The 15,487-nt window shown below is 68.6% G+C and carries 13 protein-coding genes; 2 read left to right on the forward strand and 11 right to left on the reverse strand.

All coding sequences use genetic code 11. From position 1 onward, the window contains the following. Positions 1–770 (forward strand): TrmH family RNA methyltransferase (locus FW784_RS07265; protein ID WP_235893612.1); only part of this gene is annotated, 770 nt, incomplete at its 5' end. Between the two features lie 13 nt (positions 771–783). On the opposite strand, the gene FW784_RS07270 is transcribed toward FW784_RS07265, so the two are convergent. From FW784_RS07270 to FW784_RS14855, 7 genes are all read right to left on the reverse strand, one after another. After that, positions 784–2,025, reverse strand: a complete 1,242-nt coding sequence (locus FW784_RS07270; RefSeq protein WP_149352689.1) for a sensor histidine kinase — start codon at positions 2,023–2,025, stop codon at positions 784–786. A 102-nt stretch (positions 2,026–2,127) separates the two neighbouring features. Next, on the reverse strand, positions 2,128–3,294 hold the full coding sequence (locus FW784_RS07275; RefSeq protein WP_149352690.1) for a methyl-accepting chemotaxis protein: 1,167 nt from the start codon (positions 3,292–3,294) through the stop codon (positions 2,128–2,130). A gap of 164 nt (positions 3,295–3,458) precedes the next feature. Continuing rightward, positions 3,459–4,526 carry a protein-glutamate methylesterase/protein-glutamine glutaminase gene (locus FW784_RS07280; protein ID WP_205123572.1) on the reverse strand — a complete coding sequence of 356 codons (1,068 nt, stop codon included), beginning with the start codon at positions 4,524–4,526 and terminating at the stop codon, positions 3,459–3,461. Further along, on the reverse strand, positions 4,523–5,134 hold the full coding sequence (cheD, locus tag FW784_RS07285; protein WP_149352691.1) for a chemoreceptor glutamine deamidase CheD: 612 nt from the start codon (positions 5,132–5,134) through the stop codon (positions 4,523–4,525). The genes FW784_RS07280 and cheD overlap by 4 nt, the downstream gene beginning before the upstream one ends. A 2-nt stretch (positions 5,135–5,136) precedes the next feature. Next, on the reverse strand, positions 5,137–6,015 hold the full coding sequence (locus tag FW784_RS07290) for a CheR family methyltransferase (protein ID WP_149352692.1): 879 nt from the start codon (positions 6,013–6,015) through the stop codon (positions 5,137–5,139). Beyond that, positions 6,008–8,233: a putative bifunctional diguanylate cyclase/phosphodiesterase gene (locus tag FW784_RS07295; RefSeq protein WP_149352693.1), complete on the reverse strand. Its 2,226-nt coding sequence runs from the start codon at positions 8,231–8,233 to the stop codon at positions 6,008–6,010. The genes FW784_RS07290 and FW784_RS07295 overlap by 8 nt, the downstream gene beginning before the upstream one ends. Positions 8,234–8,460: 227 nt before the next feature. Further along, positions 8,461–11,112, reverse strand: a complete 2,652-nt coding sequence (locus tag FW784_RS14855) for a methyl-accepting chemotaxis protein (protein WP_328592716.1) — start codon at positions 11,110–11,112, stop codon at positions 8,461–8,463. Positions 11,113–11,384: 272 nt separating this feature from the next. Between FW784_RS14855 and FW784_RS07305 the strand changes: the two genes are divergently transcribed. Next, on the forward strand, positions 11,385–11,690 hold the full coding sequence (locus FW784_RS07305; protein WP_149352694.1) for an energy transducer TonB: 306 nt from the start codon (positions 11,385–11,387) through the stop codon (positions 11,688–11,690). Positions 11,691–12,178: 488 nt separating this feature from the next. Here the strand turns inward: FW784_RS07305 and FW784_RS07310 are convergent, their stop codons facing one another. Genes FW784_RS07310 through FW784_RS07325 form a run of 4 tightly spaced genes read right to left on the reverse strand, consistent with a single transcriptional unit; the run spans position 12,179 to position 15,333 of the window. After that, positions 12,179–12,676, reverse strand: coding sequence for a chemotaxis protein CheW (locus tag FW784_RS07310; RefSeq protein ID WP_187770714.1), 498 nt, complete (start codon positions 12,674–12,676; stop codon positions 12,179–12,181). 22 nt (positions 12,677–12,698) lie between these two features. Continuing rightward, positions 12,699–14,663 carry a chemotaxis protein CheA gene (locus FW784_RS07315; RefSeq protein WP_149352696.1) on the reverse strand — a complete coding sequence of 655 codons (1,965 nt, stop codon included), beginning with the start codon at positions 14,661–14,663 and terminating at the stop codon, positions 12,699–12,701. 10 nt (positions 14,664–14,673) lie between these two features. After that, positions 14,674–15,039, reverse strand: a complete 366-nt coding sequence (locus tag FW784_RS07320; RefSeq protein WP_149352697.1) for a response regulator — start codon at positions 15,037–15,039, stop codon at positions 14,674–14,676. 12 nt (positions 15,040–15,051) lie between these two features. Then, positions 15,052–15,333 carry an STAS domain-containing protein gene (locus FW784_RS07325; RefSeq protein ID WP_149352698.1) on the reverse strand — a complete coding sequence of 94 codons (282 nt, stop codon included), beginning with the start codon at positions 15,331–15,333 and terminating at the stop codon, positions 15,052–15,054. Positions 15,334–15,487 lie beyond the last annotated feature (154 nt).

Below are 15,487 nucleotides of genomic sequence, written 5' to 3' on the forward strand. Positions count from 1 at the left end.
CGCCCGCAGCGCCTCCGGCTGAGGGCGCTGCCGACGCGCCACGCGACGAGCTGCGCCTCTATGGCGTGAACGCCGTGCGCGCCGTGTTCGCGCGGCGGCCCGATGCGATCCGCAAGGTCTACCTCGCCGAGTCGCGCATTCCCGACATGCAACCGCTACTTCGCTGGTGCGTCGCGAATCGCATCGGCTACCGCGTCGTCGACACGCCCGACCTGCAGAAACTGGCGGCAAGCTCGCATCACGAAGGCGTGGTGGCCGACGTGCTCCGCCAAGCGCCGCTGCCACTATCGACATGGTTGCGCGACCTGCCGGCCGGCCCGCAATGCGCGCTGTGGCTGGACGGCGTGGGCAATCCGCACAACTTCGGCGCGATCCTGCGCTCGGCGGCGCACTTCGGCATCGCGGCGATCCTGTTGCCCAAGGAGTCGGCGCTGGCGGTGTCCGGTGCTGCGGCCCGCGTCGCCGAAGGCGGCGCTGAAGCGGTGCCGCTGGTGCGCCTGGGGCGCGCGGACAATTCGCTCGCGCAGCTGCACGGCGCGGGTTTCCGGCTCGCGGCAACGGTCGTCGAAGGCGGCGAAGACCTCTTCGACGCTACGCTGTCGCCGCGGCTGGTGTACGTGATCGGCGCGGAAGGCGAGGGCATGGACCGCACGTTCGCACAGGCCTGCGACGTGCGCGTCTCGATCGCCGGAAGCGGCATCGTGGAAAGCCTCAACGTCTCCGCTGCGACCGCTGTACTGCTCGCGGAATGGCGACGCCGCCAGCGCTGACGGGAGTCGCCGACTAGCCCTGTGGCCTTGCGGCGCGCGCCTCGCCGTCCGGTGGCAGCGGCAGGAGCGCGTCGATGCAGGTGCGGCCCGGCCGGCTGTCCACCGTCAGTACGCCGCCGACCTGCTTCGCGCGCTCGCGCATCGTGATCAGGCCGAGGCCAGCGGGCTTTCGAGTGTCGATGCCGCAGCCGTCGTCGATGACACGCAGGTGCAGTTGCGTGTCATCGCAGGCGAGATGAAGGCTCACTGCACCGGCACGCGCATGTCGCAGCACGTTGGTGAGCGCCTCCTGCGCGATGCGGAAACACGCAAGCTCGACTTCGCGCGGCGGTCGGCACGCGAGCCGCGGTATGTCCAGGCGCAGGTGCGGCAGGTCGCCGCGGAACAGCGCGCCCGCCTGCCACCGCAACGCCGATTCAAGGCCCAGCGCATCCAGTTGCGGTGGACGCAGCAGCAGCGAAAGGTCACGCAACTTGGCGACGGTCTGGTCGGCGATCTGCGCGATCTCGTGTGCGGTTTCCAGCACGACGGCATGCCGCGGCGGATCGGGCTCGTGCGCCAGCGAACTCGCACAGAGTTTGAGCGTGGTGATCGCCTGGCCGATGTCGTCATGCAGTTCGCGGGACAGCGACGCCCGCTCGTCTTCCTGCACGGTCATCAGCCTCCGCGTCAGGGTCTGGAGTTCAATCCGCTGCGCGTCGAGGCGCGCGGCCAGCTCGCCGTCGGGGCCGCCGCCACCCAACATGAGAAGGCGGATGCGATGACCGTCGACGTGCGCCTCGCCGACCGAGAGGCGTACGTCGATGGGCTGCCCGTGCGCGGGCCGCAGGCGGAGGTTCTTCTCGACAGCCGCTCCGAACAGGGCTGCATCCGCGTCCGACCGATTTTCGAACAACCCCGACGCCGCCGGTAGGGCAGTGTCGTCGTCGCCCAGATGCAGGATCGCGCGCGCCGCGCCGTTCGCCGCGCGCAACTCGCCGTCGACGAGCACCAGCGCGCCATGCGTAAGCGTGTCCGTGACTTCGCGCAGCACATGCACGTGATCGCTGCTGGCCGGGCGCGCCGAGAGCGCACGCCGCGTGGCCGAGGCCGCTACCGCGGCTGCGGCGAGCACCGACAACGTCACCGCTGCGGACGCGCGCGCATCCAAATGCAGCGCATACGGCGCGCCGAGCGCGATCAGGAGCACGGGCGCGAGGGCAAGTACCACCGAAGCACGGTGGGGGCGCGGCGGCTGCGGGGTGTCGGGATGCATGGCCGGAGTTTGCCACGCGCGATCGTCGCGCGATCGCCGCTGCGCCGTAACCCGGCCGCGCAGCTGCGACGAACGATACAGCGCGCCGCTGCTCGCCCTGCGTCAGAACAACTCGATACCGCCGGCGTCCATCGATTGCTGCGTCACGGCCTTGTGAGGCGGTCGCGCCCATTCGCCGCGCATCGACGCGATCCGTTGCGCGATCTGCGTGAGTGCACGCTGCACTTCGGCGTCGTGGTGCGGACGATGCAGCAGTTCCTGCAGCGCCACCGCTTCGCGATTGATCGACGCCAGCCGCTCGAGGTGCACGTTCGCCGAACCCAGCGCCTGCGTCGCGATGTCCTCGAACTGCAGCGAGCGCACGGCCTCGGAAACCGAGCCATCGATCGATCGGCTGCAATCGGAAATTTCGCGCATGCCGTTGCCGAGCGAGCGGTTGATTACTTCGACGCGGTCAAGCATCGCAGCCGCCTCGCCGCGTGCCGAACGCGCGCGGTCGATGTCTCGTGACGCCATCATGGTCACGGTTTCGCGCACCTTGTGGATCGCGTCCTTGGAGCTGTAGGCGAGTTTGCGGATCTGTTCGTTGAAGGCGGTGCTGCGTTCGGACAGGTTGCGCACCTCGTCGGCGACGACGGCGAAGCCGCGGCCGGCTTCGCCCGCGCGCGCAGCCTCGATGGCCGCGTTCAGCGCCAGCAGGTTGGTCTGGTCGGCGATCGACTTGACGTCTTCGAGCAGAGCGAAGATGCCATCGAGATGCTCGGCCATCGCATCGATGTGCGTGACGGTGTGGCTGCTCTGGCCGCTCACGGCTTCCAGCGCTTCGACCAGTTGTTCCATCTGCTGGCTCGCCTGCACGGCGAACCGCTGGACGTCGACGCCGCTATTGCCGTCGGAGCGGTCGATCAGCCGGCCCACCACCTGGTTCTGCTCGCGTGACTTGCGGTTCACGGCCTCGAAACTGGTGCCGAGCTTGGCGACGGCTTCGCGGATCAGGTCTTTCGTGCGGTCGAGCTCGTGCCTGGAACCCGTGATCTCGGACGACACGAACGTGCGCAGCTCTTCGAGCACACGCAACTGCTCGCGCGCCATCGAGACCTGCTTGCCGCCGGCGTGGCTCACGGACCAGGCGAAGACCAGCCACGCGGCGAGCATCGCGACCAGCGCGCCCCATTGCACGGCGGTGGGCCATCCCAGGCCCACGGCAACCATCACGAGGAGGGTGAGCGCTACGGGCGCTGCAATTCGGATCAGTACACGGGAGTCCATTGCAGCTCTCTTGCGGAGGTTCAACGGAGATAACGGCATGCGGTGGCGCCGCTTTAGGTCGGCGGTCGCGGTTCGGGGTATGCGCGGCCTTCGCGCGCGTTGCGTGCGCGTCCGCGATGACTGGTTCAGCCGCGTGAGGCTCTGCGGGCCGCGGCGAGCGTCGGCTAGGCGTGCGGCGTTGCTGCCAGGAGCCGGGTCGCGATGTCCTGCAGCGGCACGACCTGCTGCACCGCTCCGCGCATCACCGCCGCGCCGGGCATGCCCCAGACGACGCTGGTGGCCTGGTCCTGCGCGATCGTGGCCGCGCCGGCTTTGCGCAGTGCGAGCAACCCGCGCGCACCGTCGTCGCCCATGCCCGTGAGCAGTGCCGCAGTCGCATTCGGGCCGGCGTGCCGCGCCATGGACTCGAACAGCACGTCTACGCTCGGCCGATGCCCGCTTACCGGCAAGTCGTCGCCGACGCGGCAGAGCCAGCGGGAACGGCTGCGCTGGATGCGCAAATGGCGACCGCCGGGTGCGACGTAGGCGTGTCCTGGCGCGATGGGCTGGCCGTCCTCGGCCTCCCGAACGGTCATGCGGCTGTTGCGGTCGAGGCGTTCGGCGAAGGGTCGGCTGAACTGCGCAGGGATGTGCTGCGCAATCAGGATCGCCGGCGCATCGGCAGGCATCGACGACAACACGGTGCGGATGGCCTCCGTGCCGCCGGTGGAGGCGCCGATCGCGAGCAGGCGATCGGCGGTGCGATAACACGTCGCGGTGGCCACGGCGGCCGGCTGTGGCGCGCTGTCGACGCGTGCCACGCGGGCGCCCGCGGCATTCCGGACCTTCTCCTGCAACACGGCCGCGTATTCGGCGAGGCCGCGCGCGACGTCGGTGCACGGCTTGGTCACGAAGTCGACGGCGCCGAGTGCCAGCGCCTCCAGCGTGACTGCAGCCCCGGCTTCCGTGAGCGACGACACCATCACCACGGGCATCGGACGCAGCCGCATCAGGTTCTGCAGGAAGGTCAGCCCGTCCATGCGCGGCATTTCGACGTCCAGCGTCAGCACGTCGGGCCGTAACTGCTTGATCTTGTCGCGTGCGATGAAGGCGTCCGCCGCCGTGCCGACCACCTCGATGCCCGGATCGGCGTTGAGCATCTCGGTCATCAGCTGGCGGATGAGCGCCGAGTCGTCGACGACCAGCACGCGCACCGCAGCACTTTCGGGAGTGGGGCTTCCGGTCACGGTCACGAAAACAGTTCCACGCTTCCCGAGACCGGGGCATGCGACAGCCGGCCGTACAGCGCGCGCTCGGCGCGCACGATTTCCTCGTCGCGCGTGACCGGCAGGTGCCGCACCAGCGCGCGGCCGGTCTGCACGAAGAAACACACCTTGCGCGGATGGACGTCGCCGAGGTCCTGCGCGATCACGGGAATGTTCTCGTTGCCCAGGTAGTCGAGCACGAAGCGCGCGTTGCGCGTGCCGATCGGATCGCTGGTAAAGCCCCGCAGGACATTGCCGCCGCCGAACACCTTGGCCTGCAGCCGCGAACGCCGCGCACCGCGCTTGAGCAGGTCGTTGATCAGCAGCTCCATCGCGTGCGCGCCATAGCGCGCGCTGCCGTCCGACCGCGCGGCCAGCGCGGCCGGCTCGGAATCCGGCAGCATGAAGTGGTTCATTCCACCGACGCCGAGCGTCGGGTCGTAGATGCAGGCAGCGACGCATGATCCAAGCAACGTCACCAGTGCGATGGGCTGGTCGGTAACGCGGTATTCGGCGGGAAGCAGGCGGAACGCGCGCGTCTGCAGCGCTTCGTCGAAGTACGTCCCCGGGTCGGCGATGGCGAGCGCGGCGGCCATGGTCAGCGCGTAGGCCGGTAGACGGTCCGGCCGCAGGGAGTGAAGAGGTCGAGTGCCTGGTTGAAGCTCTCCGAGTGGCCGGCGTACAGGCGGCCCTCGGACGACAGCAACGGCCGCATGCGCTGCAGGACGCCGTACTGCGTCGGCTTGTCGAAATAGATCATGACGTTGCGGCAGAAAATCGCGGCGAGCCCGGGCGCCACCGCGTAAGTGGACTCGAGCAGGTTCACCGCCCGGAACTCGACGAGTTCGCGCAGCGCAGGCTTGATGCGGCACTGCCCGGCGTGCGGGCCGGTGCCGCGCTGGAAGAACGCCTGCTTGCGTTCCTCGGAAAGGGCGGTGATCCGATCGACTCCGTACACGCCGCGTTCGGCCGTTTCCAGCACCTGCGTGTCGATGTCGGTAGCGAGGATCCGCACCGGCGGCGCAAGCGTGCCGAACGCCTCGCAGGCGGTGATCGCGAGCGACCACGCCTCTTCGCCGGTCGACGCCGCGGCGCACCAGATGCGAAGCGGCGCATCCGCGCTGGGCGATGCCTGCCGCAGCTGCTCGAGCAGGACGTCGAAGTGGTAGCCCTCGCGGAAGAACGAGGTGAGGTTGGTGGTCAGGCAATTGACGAACGCCTGCCATTCGTCGCCGTCGTCGCGTGCCTCCAGTGCGTCCAGGTAATCGACGAAACGCATGAAGCCGCCCGCGCGTACCCGCCGCACGAGCCGGCTGTAGACCATGTCGCGCTTGTGCGGGCCGAGCGATATGCCGGCGCGCTGGTGGATCAGCCTGCACACGCGCGAGAAATCGCGCACCTCGAAGGTGAAGGCACGTTCGAGCGCGGCACCGACGGGCAATTCATCACCGCGTCCGCGTGCCGCCTGCTCAGCCATCCTGCGGCTCCGGGTTCATCCACGGCGCGCGCACCGGGTCGGACGCCTGGGCGGCGAGCCATTTGTCGAATGCGCGGGGCGCGAGCGCGGGCGAATACAGGAAACCCTGCGCAGCATTGCAGCCCAGCCCCCGCAGCAGTTCGGCCTGCTCGTGGTTCTCGACGCCCTCGGCGGTGACGTGCAGTTCCATGTTGTGCGAGATCAGCAGGATGGAACGCACGATCGCCGCGTCGCCGCGATTGGCCATCATGTCGCGCACGAACGAGCGGTCGATCTTGACGCGGTCGATCGGGAAGCGTTGCAGCATGGACAGCGAAGCGAAGCCGGTGCCGAAGTCGTCGAAGGAGAGCCGCACGCCGCGATCGCGCAGGGCGGCAAGCGCGCGCGACGCGTTGTCGTCCGGATTCAGCGCAATGGTCTCCGTGATTTCGAGTTCGATCTGGCCGGGATCGAGGCCCGTCTCGGCGAGCGCGGCCTCGACGTCGATCCGCAGGCTGGTCTCGTGAACCTGGTCGGGGAACAGGTTGATGCTGATCGCGACCTTGCGGCCGCCGACCTCCGGCCAGGTCGCGGCGTCGCGACACGCCTGGCGGATGATCCAGCGGCCGACGTCGTTGGCGAGCGCGCTGCCGGCCAGCACGTCGAGGAAATGGATCGGCGCGAGCAGGCCACGTTCGGGATGGCGCCACCGAAGCAGGGCCTCGGCGCCGAAGGTAAGGCCGTTCGCAAGGTCGATCTGCGGCTGGTAATGCAGCTCGAATTCGCCGCGGGCGTACGCTCGCCGGAGTTCGATTTCGAGCATGCGGCGATCGATGACCTCGCGCCGCATGCCCAGGTCGTAGCGACACCACTGGCGTCCGCCGCGCGCCTTGGCCTTGTAGAGCGCCAGGTCCGCACGTGCGATCAGCTCGCTCGCGCTCGGCAGGCTCTCTTCGGTCTGCAGGTCTTCGCGCACGGCGAGGCCGACGCTCGCTTCCAGGTGCATCGGCGTGCCCATCACGTCCATGGACTCGCCGACGGTGGCAAGCATGCGGATGAGATGCGCATCGAGGTCGGGGGTTGCGACGCCGGTGAACAGCACGCCGAATTCGTCGCCGCCGAAGCGACCGACCTGTGCGCTCGCCGGGAGCGCGAGCCGCAAGCGCGACGCCGTGGCCTGCAGCACCGCATCGCCCGCGGCGTGGCCGAGCGTGTCGTTGATCGTCTTGAAGTTGTCGATGCCGAGCAGTGCCAGCGCCAGCGGCTCGTCCGTGGCTTCCAGGTGCGAGGTTAGCGTCTCGACCAGCGCGGTACGGTTGGGCAGGCCGGTCAGCGCGTCGTACAGCGCGAGCTGGCGCAGCGTCGCCTGCTGGGCAAGGTCGTCGGTGACGTCGCGCAGGATGATCGCCTTGCCCTGGCCACGGCCGAGCTGCCACGTGCAACGCGTGGCTTCGAGCGTGCGTACGTCGCCGTTGGGTCCGAATGCATGTAACTGGGACTGCGGCGCACGACCCAGCGCGGCGTCCTCGTCGGTTGCGTGCAACCAGGTGCTGGCACCGGCGGGATCGGTCTGCAGATGGGGCGGGAACAACAGCGCGACGGGCATGCCGCGCATGCGGCGGCTGCGCATGCCGAACAACCCTTCGGCCGCGCGATTGGCGAGCGTGACCGCGCCATGCTCGTCGGTGATGATCATGGCGCTGAAGCCGGCCTGCATGATCTGCGTGGCGATGCGGTTCCGACGCTGCAGCGCATGGCGCTCGACCAGTCGTTCGCCGATGCCTCCGAGCCGATCGAGTGACTGCATCGTCTCGCGGCCGCACGACGCGCGCGGCAGCCGGTCGGCCACGGCGAGCACGCCGATCGCGCGCCCGTTCTCGCCGAACAGCGCCTGGGAATGCAGGAAGCGGATGCCGGGGAAGGTGGCGACGCCGGACCGGCCCGCGAAGCAGGCGTCCTGGAGTGCGTCGGCAACGGTGAGTCGGGGAAGCTGGGCATCGAGAGTGCCCGATAGTGCGATCAGCTGCGCGTCCAGCCCCGCGTCGACGCCGTAGCGCCCCACGATCCGCAACGGGGCGTCAGCATCGCAAAGGCCGATCCATGCGTACGGGGCATCGGCGACGCGGGCGGCGAGGGCGGCCAGGTCGACGAATTCCTCGCCCATCGCGGCCGCATCCGGCGCGTCCCCCACGTGGAGGGATGTTGCGTTCGAATCGGTCGCCTGCGGATACGAGAGCATGGGGATCCTTCGGTCGGTCGGTCGTCCGTGCGGGCCGTCGCGGGGCCGGCCTGCGCAGTTGGTTAACGGCCGCTGGCTCCGCGACTTGAAGCCGCCACCGGCGGTCACCGATAGCCTCGGCGACCGGCGGTACGTTGCAAACAGCCGGCGTCACAGAACTGCGCGGCCGGGCCCGAAAAACCCGAACGCCGGCGCGGGGCCGGCGTTCGTCGTCATCGCATCGCGGGTCAGAATTCCTGCCAGTGCTGCTCGTTGCCGCCGGCCTTGGCCTTGCGGGGCTTGGTCGCGATCGCCACCGCCGCGGGGCGCGACGGGGCGTGCACCCTCACGGGCTCGGCCGCACGCGCCAGCGCCGCGCTGACTTCCGCGCTCGCCGAATCCAGCCGGAATGCCGCGACCGTCTCCACCAGCTGCACCGCCTGCTGCTCGAGCTGGCGTGCGGCGGCCGAGGCTTCCTCGACGAGCGTGGCGTTCTGCTGCGTCGACTCGTCCATCTGCAGGATCGCCTGGTTGACCTGCTCGATGCCGCTGGTCTGCTCCTGCGATGCCGCGGAGATGTCCGCGATGATGTCGCTGACGCGCTTCACGCTGGTCACGATCGCCTGCATGGTCTGGCCGGCCTGGTCGACCAGTTGCGTGCCTTCGCCGACCTTCTCGACCGAGTCGTTGATCAGGCCCTTGATCTCCTTGGCGGCCTGCGCCGAGCGCTGCGCGAGCGAGCGCACTTCGGAGGCGACGACCGCGAAGCCGCGGCCCTGTTCGCCCGCGCGTGCCGCTTCCACCGCCGCGTTGAGCGCGAGGATGTTGGTCTGGAACGCGATGCCGTCGATCACGCTGATGATGTCGACGATCTTGCGCGAGGCGGCGTTGATCGCCCCCATCGTGCCGACGACCTTGCCGACCACCGCGCCGCCCTGCTGCGCCACGTCCGCCGCGCCGATCGCGAGCTGGTTGGCCTGCCGTGCGTTGTCCGCGTTCTGTCGCACCGTCGAGGTGAGTTCTTCCATCGACGAAGCCGTTTCCTCGAGCGACGCCGCCTGCTGCTCGGTGCGCGCCGACAGGTCGCTGTTGCCGGAGGCGATCTCGCCCGCCGCGGTGTTGATCAGCTGGCTGCCCATGCGGATCTGGCCGACGATGCCCGACAGCTGGTGGACCGTGCGATTCGCGTTGCGCGCCAGGTCGCCGAACTGGCCGGGAAGCTGTTCGTCTGCGCTCAGCGTGAGGTCGCCGTCGGAGACTCCCGCGAGCAGCGTGCCGACTTCGCGCAGGCCGTGGTCGGCGCTCTGCATCAGCGTGTTGAGGTTGGCCACCATCTCCGCATAGATGAACTCGTAGGCGGCCGCGTCGCCGCGCTTGCTGAAGTCGCCGGCGACGGCTGCGTCCACCAGCGAACGGATTTCGCCGGTGACCTTGAGCATGCCGGCCTTCACCGCGTCCACCGCCTCGGTGACGCGTGCCTTCTGGCCCGGATAGCGCTCGATGTCGCGCGAAAGATCGCCGCGCGCGTACTGCCCGACCAGCTCGATCGCGTGCATCTTCACCGCGATGTGCGAGCTGACCAGCGTGTTCAGGTCATCGGCCATCACACCGTACGAGCCGGGGAACTGGTCGGCGTCGATGCGATGGTCGATGTTGCCGGCCTGGTGTTCGTTGAACATGTCCTGCTGCGCCCGTGCGAAGCCACGCAGCGCGCCGACCACCTTCTCGATGCCGTCCCCGATCACGCGCAGCTCGTCGTGGCTGCGCACGCCGACCTTGTCCGGGAACTGGCCCGCGGCGAGGAGCTCGGCCGCGTTCTGGATCTTGCCGAGCGAATCGCGCGTGCTGCGGCTGAAGCCGAGGAACAGGTAGGCCGACAGGCCCAGCGCGAGGAGCACGATGGCGATGACTGCGAGCGTCTTGTTGCGGTGGGCGGTGACCGCATGGGCGGCGGAATCGTCGAGCGCGGTGTCCATCGCTTCCGACGCCCGGCGCACGGAGGCCCGCACGGCCTCGTTCTGCGCAGCCATCGCGGCGATCGGGAAATCCTGCGTTTCCGCGTCGATCACGTTCTTCTGCACGAACGCCTTGTGCGCCAGGATCGCGTTGATCGCCGCGGTCATCGGTCCCTTGACCTTGGCGGCGATGGCGGGCGAGGTGTTCTTCAGTTCGCTGAGGTCTAGGTTGATGCGGTCCAGCAGGAACTGCTCCATGCCACTGGCTTCCGCGAATTCGGCGCGGTCGTCGGCCCAGATCGACTGTTCGCCCAGCACGTGCACGGCGGTGGCGCCGTACTTCGAGCTGGCCTCGCCAAGAAGCGGCAGCCACTCGGCCACCGAACGGCTCGAGTAGTACATCGCCGGATCCGTCGCCAGTGCCATGCCGCTGGCGACGTCCATCTTCTTGACAAGCAGGCGCGCCTGGCGCATTGCCTCCGTATGTGCGGCGCCGGACTTGGCAGCGTCGCTCTCCGGCTGCTGGGCCTTGGCCCATGCACTCTTCACCGCCGCGATCTGGTCGTCGAGCGGCTTGTCGGAAAGCTGGGCGGCCTGCCACGCAGCGACATCGGCGAGGCCCTTGTCCACGTCGTGCAGGGTCGCTTCGACTGCGCCCGGCTGCGGCGCTGTCTTGTAGATCTGCCGGAGCATCAGGCCGCGGTGCTGCTGCATCGCCAGCATCGCTTCGCCCATCGATCGCATCGGTGCCGACGCGCTGCCGGCGAGTTTCGTCGCCGACATCTCGTGGTGCGTCGTCGTGGCGATGAAGCCCGTCAGCACCGCGCAGGTGAGCACGAACGATGCGCCGATCACCACCGCTTTCTGGGTGAAGCGCAGCTTTGACATCAGCCGCGTCGCGGGGGCGAGAACCCGATCGGCAAGCGACGAAGAATTGGAGCGCATGACAGCCTCGGGCAGGAGACCCTTCGTGGGTCGGCTGAAGTCGTCAACGGCGCGGGGCAGGGGATCTTTAATGGGCCGGGCCAAGGCTTTCTGCGACCGCGCGGTGGCGTGCAGCGTGTGCACGCGCCCCGGCGTGGACTTGCGACGTTCGTCATGAATGCGCGGGGCATGCGTCGCGGTTGCGCGTAGGCGGCTAAAGAAGGCGAGGCGCGCGCCGATGGCTGCATCAGGGCGCCGCGTGGCGCCGCGCAGCCGCTGCCAGGAGACTCGCCATGAACCGTTCCTTCGTATTCGCCGTCGCGCTGGCGCTCGGCGCCGTGCTGCCGGCCCAGGCCGCGGACCTCAAGCCCGTCAAGCGCGTCGAACCGCAGTATCCGCCCGAAGCCGCGCGCGCAGGCACGACGGGTTACGTCGACGTCGAGTTCGAAGTGGATCCCACGGGCAAGGTGGCCGCGGTATCCGTCGTCAGCGCGAAGCCGACCCGTACGTTCGAGCAGGCCGCGGTGCGCGCAGTGAAGCAGTGGCAGTTCGAACCGGGCGGCGGCAAGGGCAAGGTTCGGCTGAGCTTCTCGCTCTAAGCGATCCAGCGACGCTTGTTGCTGTCGCGTCGCAGCCCCGCGCCATCGCGTGAGGTTGGCGCGATCCATCGATCGAAGCGCAACCAAACGGCCGCAAGCAGCGGCCGTTCTGCCGTGTGCGCGGCGCGCCGGCTAGAACGGGCGTCCAGTCGCCACGAACACGGCCGCCCCAGGGCGGCCGTCGTGCTTCATTTCCCGGGGATCAACGCTGCGTGGGCGTGCGCAGCGAGGGCTTTCCTGGCGCCGCGTATTCTGCTGCACGGCCGTCAGTTGCTCGATGTCGACATCCGTGCGGCGCACGGTGTCGAACCGCGTCGTAAACCCAAGGCGAAATCGAAGTGAGTGCGCAACGCCGTGCGACCTACTGCCGGGTTTCCGTTAAAGCAGGCACATCCTCGCGTGCGCGAATGCCGCGCACGTGGCGCAACAAGTAGAAGCCGGGGCGTCGCCACCACGGCTTCGTTTGATTCGCGATGTGGAGTACGAGTTCAGGCCGCGACGGCCTGCTCGACGAGCCCCATCTCCTCGCTCGTCATCAGGCGCTCGATGTCCAGCAGGATGAGCATGCGATCGTCGACGACGCCCAGCCCCATCAGGAACTTGCGATCGATCGCGGACCCGAGATCGGGTACCGCGCGCACCTGCGAGGGATCCAGGCGCAGCACATCGGAGACTCCGTCCACCACCGCGCCGATCGTGCGGCCCGCAACGCTGAGCACGATCATCACCGTCGTGTCCTCGTAGGTGGCCTGCGACAGATCGAACTTCAGCCGCATGTCCACCACTGGCACGATCAGGCCGCGCAGGTTGATCGCACCTTTCACGAACGACGGAGCACCGGGCAGGCGCGTGACCTGGTCGTAGCCACGAATCTCCTGCACCTTCAGGATGTCGACGCCGTACTCCTCGCTGCCGAGGGTGAAGGTGAGGTACTCGCGATCGGCCGCGTGGGCACTCGCGTCGGCGGTGAGGACTTCGGTGTTCATGTCGGTTGGGCTCCGGCGCGGCTCAGGCCGCATCCTTCAGGCGAAGATGCTGCGCGAGGCCGTCGGCATCGACGATGAGCGCGACGCGACCGTCGCCCAGTATCGTCGCACCGGATACCCCCGGCACCTTGCGGTAATTGGTCTCGAGGTTCTTGATAACGACCTGCTGCTGGCCGAGCAGTTCGTCCACTTCCAGCGCGATCCGCCCGCGTTCGCTTTCCACGACCACGGCGATGGCGGGCATTTCGAGCCGTTCGCCTTCGCTGACGTGCAGGCCGTATTGCCGCGCCAGGTTGAGCAGCGGAATGTAGTCGTCGCGCAGGCGCAGCACGCGATCACCACCACCGATGGTGCGTACCTCATCCGGCTTCGGCTGCAGCGATTCCACCACCATGTTCAGCGGCAGCACGAACACCTCGTCGCCCACCGCCACCGTCATGCCGTCGAGGATTGCAAGCGTGAGCGGCAGGCGGATGGTCATCGTCGAGCCGCGGCCGGTCTGGCTGCGGATGTCGACGCCGCCGCCCAGCGCCTGGATGTTCTTGCGCACCACGTCCATGCCGACCCCGCGGCCGGAAACGTCGGTGAGCGTTTCGGCGGTGGAGAAGCCGGGGTGGAAGATGAGTTCCCACACCTGCGCGTCGGTCGCGTTGTCGCTGATGGGAAGCCCGCGCTCGGCCGCCTTGCGCAGGATCTTTTCGCGATCGAGGCCGCGGCCGTCGTCGCTGACTTCGATGACGATGTGGCCGCCCTGGTGCATCGCGCTCAGGGCGATGGTGCCGGTCTCGTCCTTGCCGGCGGCACGACGCTCTTCGGGTGCTTCGAGGCCGTGGTCGATCGAGTTGCGGATCAGGTGCACCAGCGGGTCCACGATCTTTTCGATCACGCCCTTGTCGAGTTCGGTCTGCTCGCCGACGGCCTTCAGGCGCACCTTCTTGCCGAGCCGCGTGGCGAGGTCGCGCACCATGCGCGGGAAGCGCGAGAACGCGAAATCGACCGGCAGCATGCGCACCGACATCACCGCTTCCTGCAGGTCGCGCGAGTTGCGTTCGAGCTGGTTGATCGCGGCGATCAGCGCCTCGAACTGGACGGGATCCAGCGACTCGGTGCGCTGGCGGATCATCGCCTGCGTGATCACCAGTTCGCCCACGAGGTTGATCAGTGCGTCGACCTTGTTGACGCCGACGCGGATCGAGCTTTCCGCGGTGCCACTGCCGCCCACGGACGCCTGCAGCTCCGCGGGGTCAATCGTCTCCGCGTCGGGTTCGACTGCCGCTTCCAGCAGGTCTTCATGGATTTCGAGATCGCACTGGCCCTCGACCCAAGCAAACACGTCGTCGATCGCGGCACGCTCCACATGGCCGGGCAGTGCCAGCGACCAGCCGAGGTACGCGTTCACCGGGTCGAGCGCGGCGAATGCCGGCAGCGTGTCGTCGAAGCACGTGATGTTGTGCGCACCGAGTTCGTCGAGCTCGCGCAGCATCCGCAGCGGGTCGTTGCCACTGAGGAACAGGGGCGGATACGGACGGAACACCACGCGCCACGACGAACGGCCCGCAGCAGCCGCACGCGGCCCGGCGGTTGACGGCGCCGCGGGTGCAACGCCGGTGAGCAGGGCGTCGAGTTCGCGCTTGCTGGCGTCGATCGCTGGCTGGTCGAGCGCACCGCCACTCTCGGCGTATTCGAGCATGCCGCGCAGCACGTCGACCGAGTTCAGGAGCACGCTGATCGCTGCCGAATCGAGGTGTCGCTTGCCTGCGCGCGCCTCGTCCAGCAGCGTCTCGATCACGTGCGTGAAGTCGCTGATGAACCGGAAGCCGAAGGTGCCCGCGCCGCCCTTGATCGAATGCGCGCCGCGGAAGATCGCATTGATCGTGTCTGCGTCCGAGCGACCGGCTTCCATGCCGAGCAGGCCCGACTCCATCGTGTCGAGACCTTCGCGGCTCTCCTCGAAGAAGGCCGCGTGGAAGCGGCTCATGTCCATCATGGCCGGGCCCTCAGCCCAGGACTTTGCGCACGGTGGCGAGCAGTTGCTCCGGGTCGAACGGCTTCACCAGCCAGCCCGTCGCGCCCGCGGCGCGGCCTTCCTGTTTCTTCTCCGGGCCGGACTCGGTGGTGAGCATCAGCAGCGGCGTGAAGCGATAGTCGGGCAGCTGGCGCAGGTTGCGGATCAGCTCGATGCCGTCCATGCGCGGCATGTTGACGTCGGTGACGACCGCATCGAAGCGACGCGTCTTCGCGATGTCGAGCGCCGCCTGCCCATCCTCGGCCTCGCTCACGTTGTAGCCGCCCGACGAGAGCGCGAATGCGACCATCTGCCGCATGGATGTTGAGTCGTCGACGATCAGCAGTTGCGCGCTCACGCGAATCTCCGTTTACGGCTTGGTGTTATCGACGCCCAGGCTCACCGCGAGCGCGAGCTGCCGCGCGGCGTTGACCAGGGCGGGCGATGCGAGGTTGACGGTGGTGCGGCGCCCCGCGCCGGCGCGATCGCGCACGAAGGCGTGCAGCAGCTGCAGGCCGGCGGCGTGCACGCGCTGCACCTGGTCGGCGAGCAGTGCGACGGGTTCGTCATCGTCGAGATGCGGCAGGAGCACCTGGTGAAGCTCGCCAACGTGCTCGATACCGAGGTCGGATTGCAGGCTCAGCTCTGTCATGACGCACCTCGCCGCGGGAAGGGTTACGTCCGGTTTAACGGCGGCGGGCGTGGCGACTTGAGCGCGGGGCGGGGCGCGGGTGCGGGGCGTGTCGCAGTTTCAGCGGGGTGGCGGCCGGTGCCCGCCCAGGACTTGCGGCCGAGCGCAGGCGCCG

This window comes from Cognatilysobacter lacus, assembly GCF_008274655.1.
In the GTDB taxonomy this organism is placed as follows: Bacteria; Pseudomonadota; Gammaproteobacteria; order Xanthomonadales; family Xanthomonadaceae; genus Cognatilysobacter; species Cognatilysobacter lacus.

Bases quoted from the DNA above. Each gene is read 5' to 3' on its own strand.
- FW784_RS07270 (WP_149352689.1), bottom strand. From the start codon at position 2,025: ATGCATCCCGACACCCCGCAGCCGCCGCGCCCCCACCGTGCTTCGGTG.
- FW784_RS07275 (WP_149352690.1), bottom strand. From the start codon at position 3,294: ATGGACTCCCGTGTACTGATCCGAATTGCAGCGCCCGTAGCGCTCACC.
- cheD (WP_149352691.1), bottom strand. From the start codon at position 5,134: ATGGCCGCCGCGCTCGCCATCGCCGACCCGGGGACGTACTTCGACGAA.
- FW784_RS07290 (WP_149352692.1), bottom strand. From the start codon at position 6,015: ATGGCTGAGCAGGCGGCACGCGGACGCGGTGATGAATTGCCCGTCGGT.
- FW784_RS07295 (WP_149352693.1), bottom strand. From the start codon at position 8,233: ATGCTCTCGTATCCGCAGGCGACCGATTCGAACGCAACATCCCTCCAC.
- FW784_RS14855 (WP_328592716.1), bottom strand. From the start codon at position 11,112: ATGCGCTCCAATTCTTCGTCGCTTGCCGATCGGGTTCTCGCCCCCGCG.
- FW784_RS07305 (WP_149352694.1), top strand. From the start codon at position 11,385: ATGAACCGTTCCTTCGTATTCGCCGTCGCGCTGGCGCTCGGCGCCGTG.
- FW784_RS07310 (WP_187770714.1), bottom strand. From the start codon at position 12,676: ATGAACACCGAAGTCCTCACCGCCGACGCGAGTGCCCACGCGGCCGAT.
- FW784_RS07315 (WP_149352696.1), bottom strand. From the start codon at position 14,663: ATGATGGACATGAGCCGCTTCCACGCGGCCTTCTTCGAGGAGAGCCGC.
- FW784_RS07325 (WP_149352698.1), bottom strand. From the start codon at position 15,333: ATGACAGAGCTGAGCCTGCAATCCGACCTCGGTATCGAGCACGTTGGC.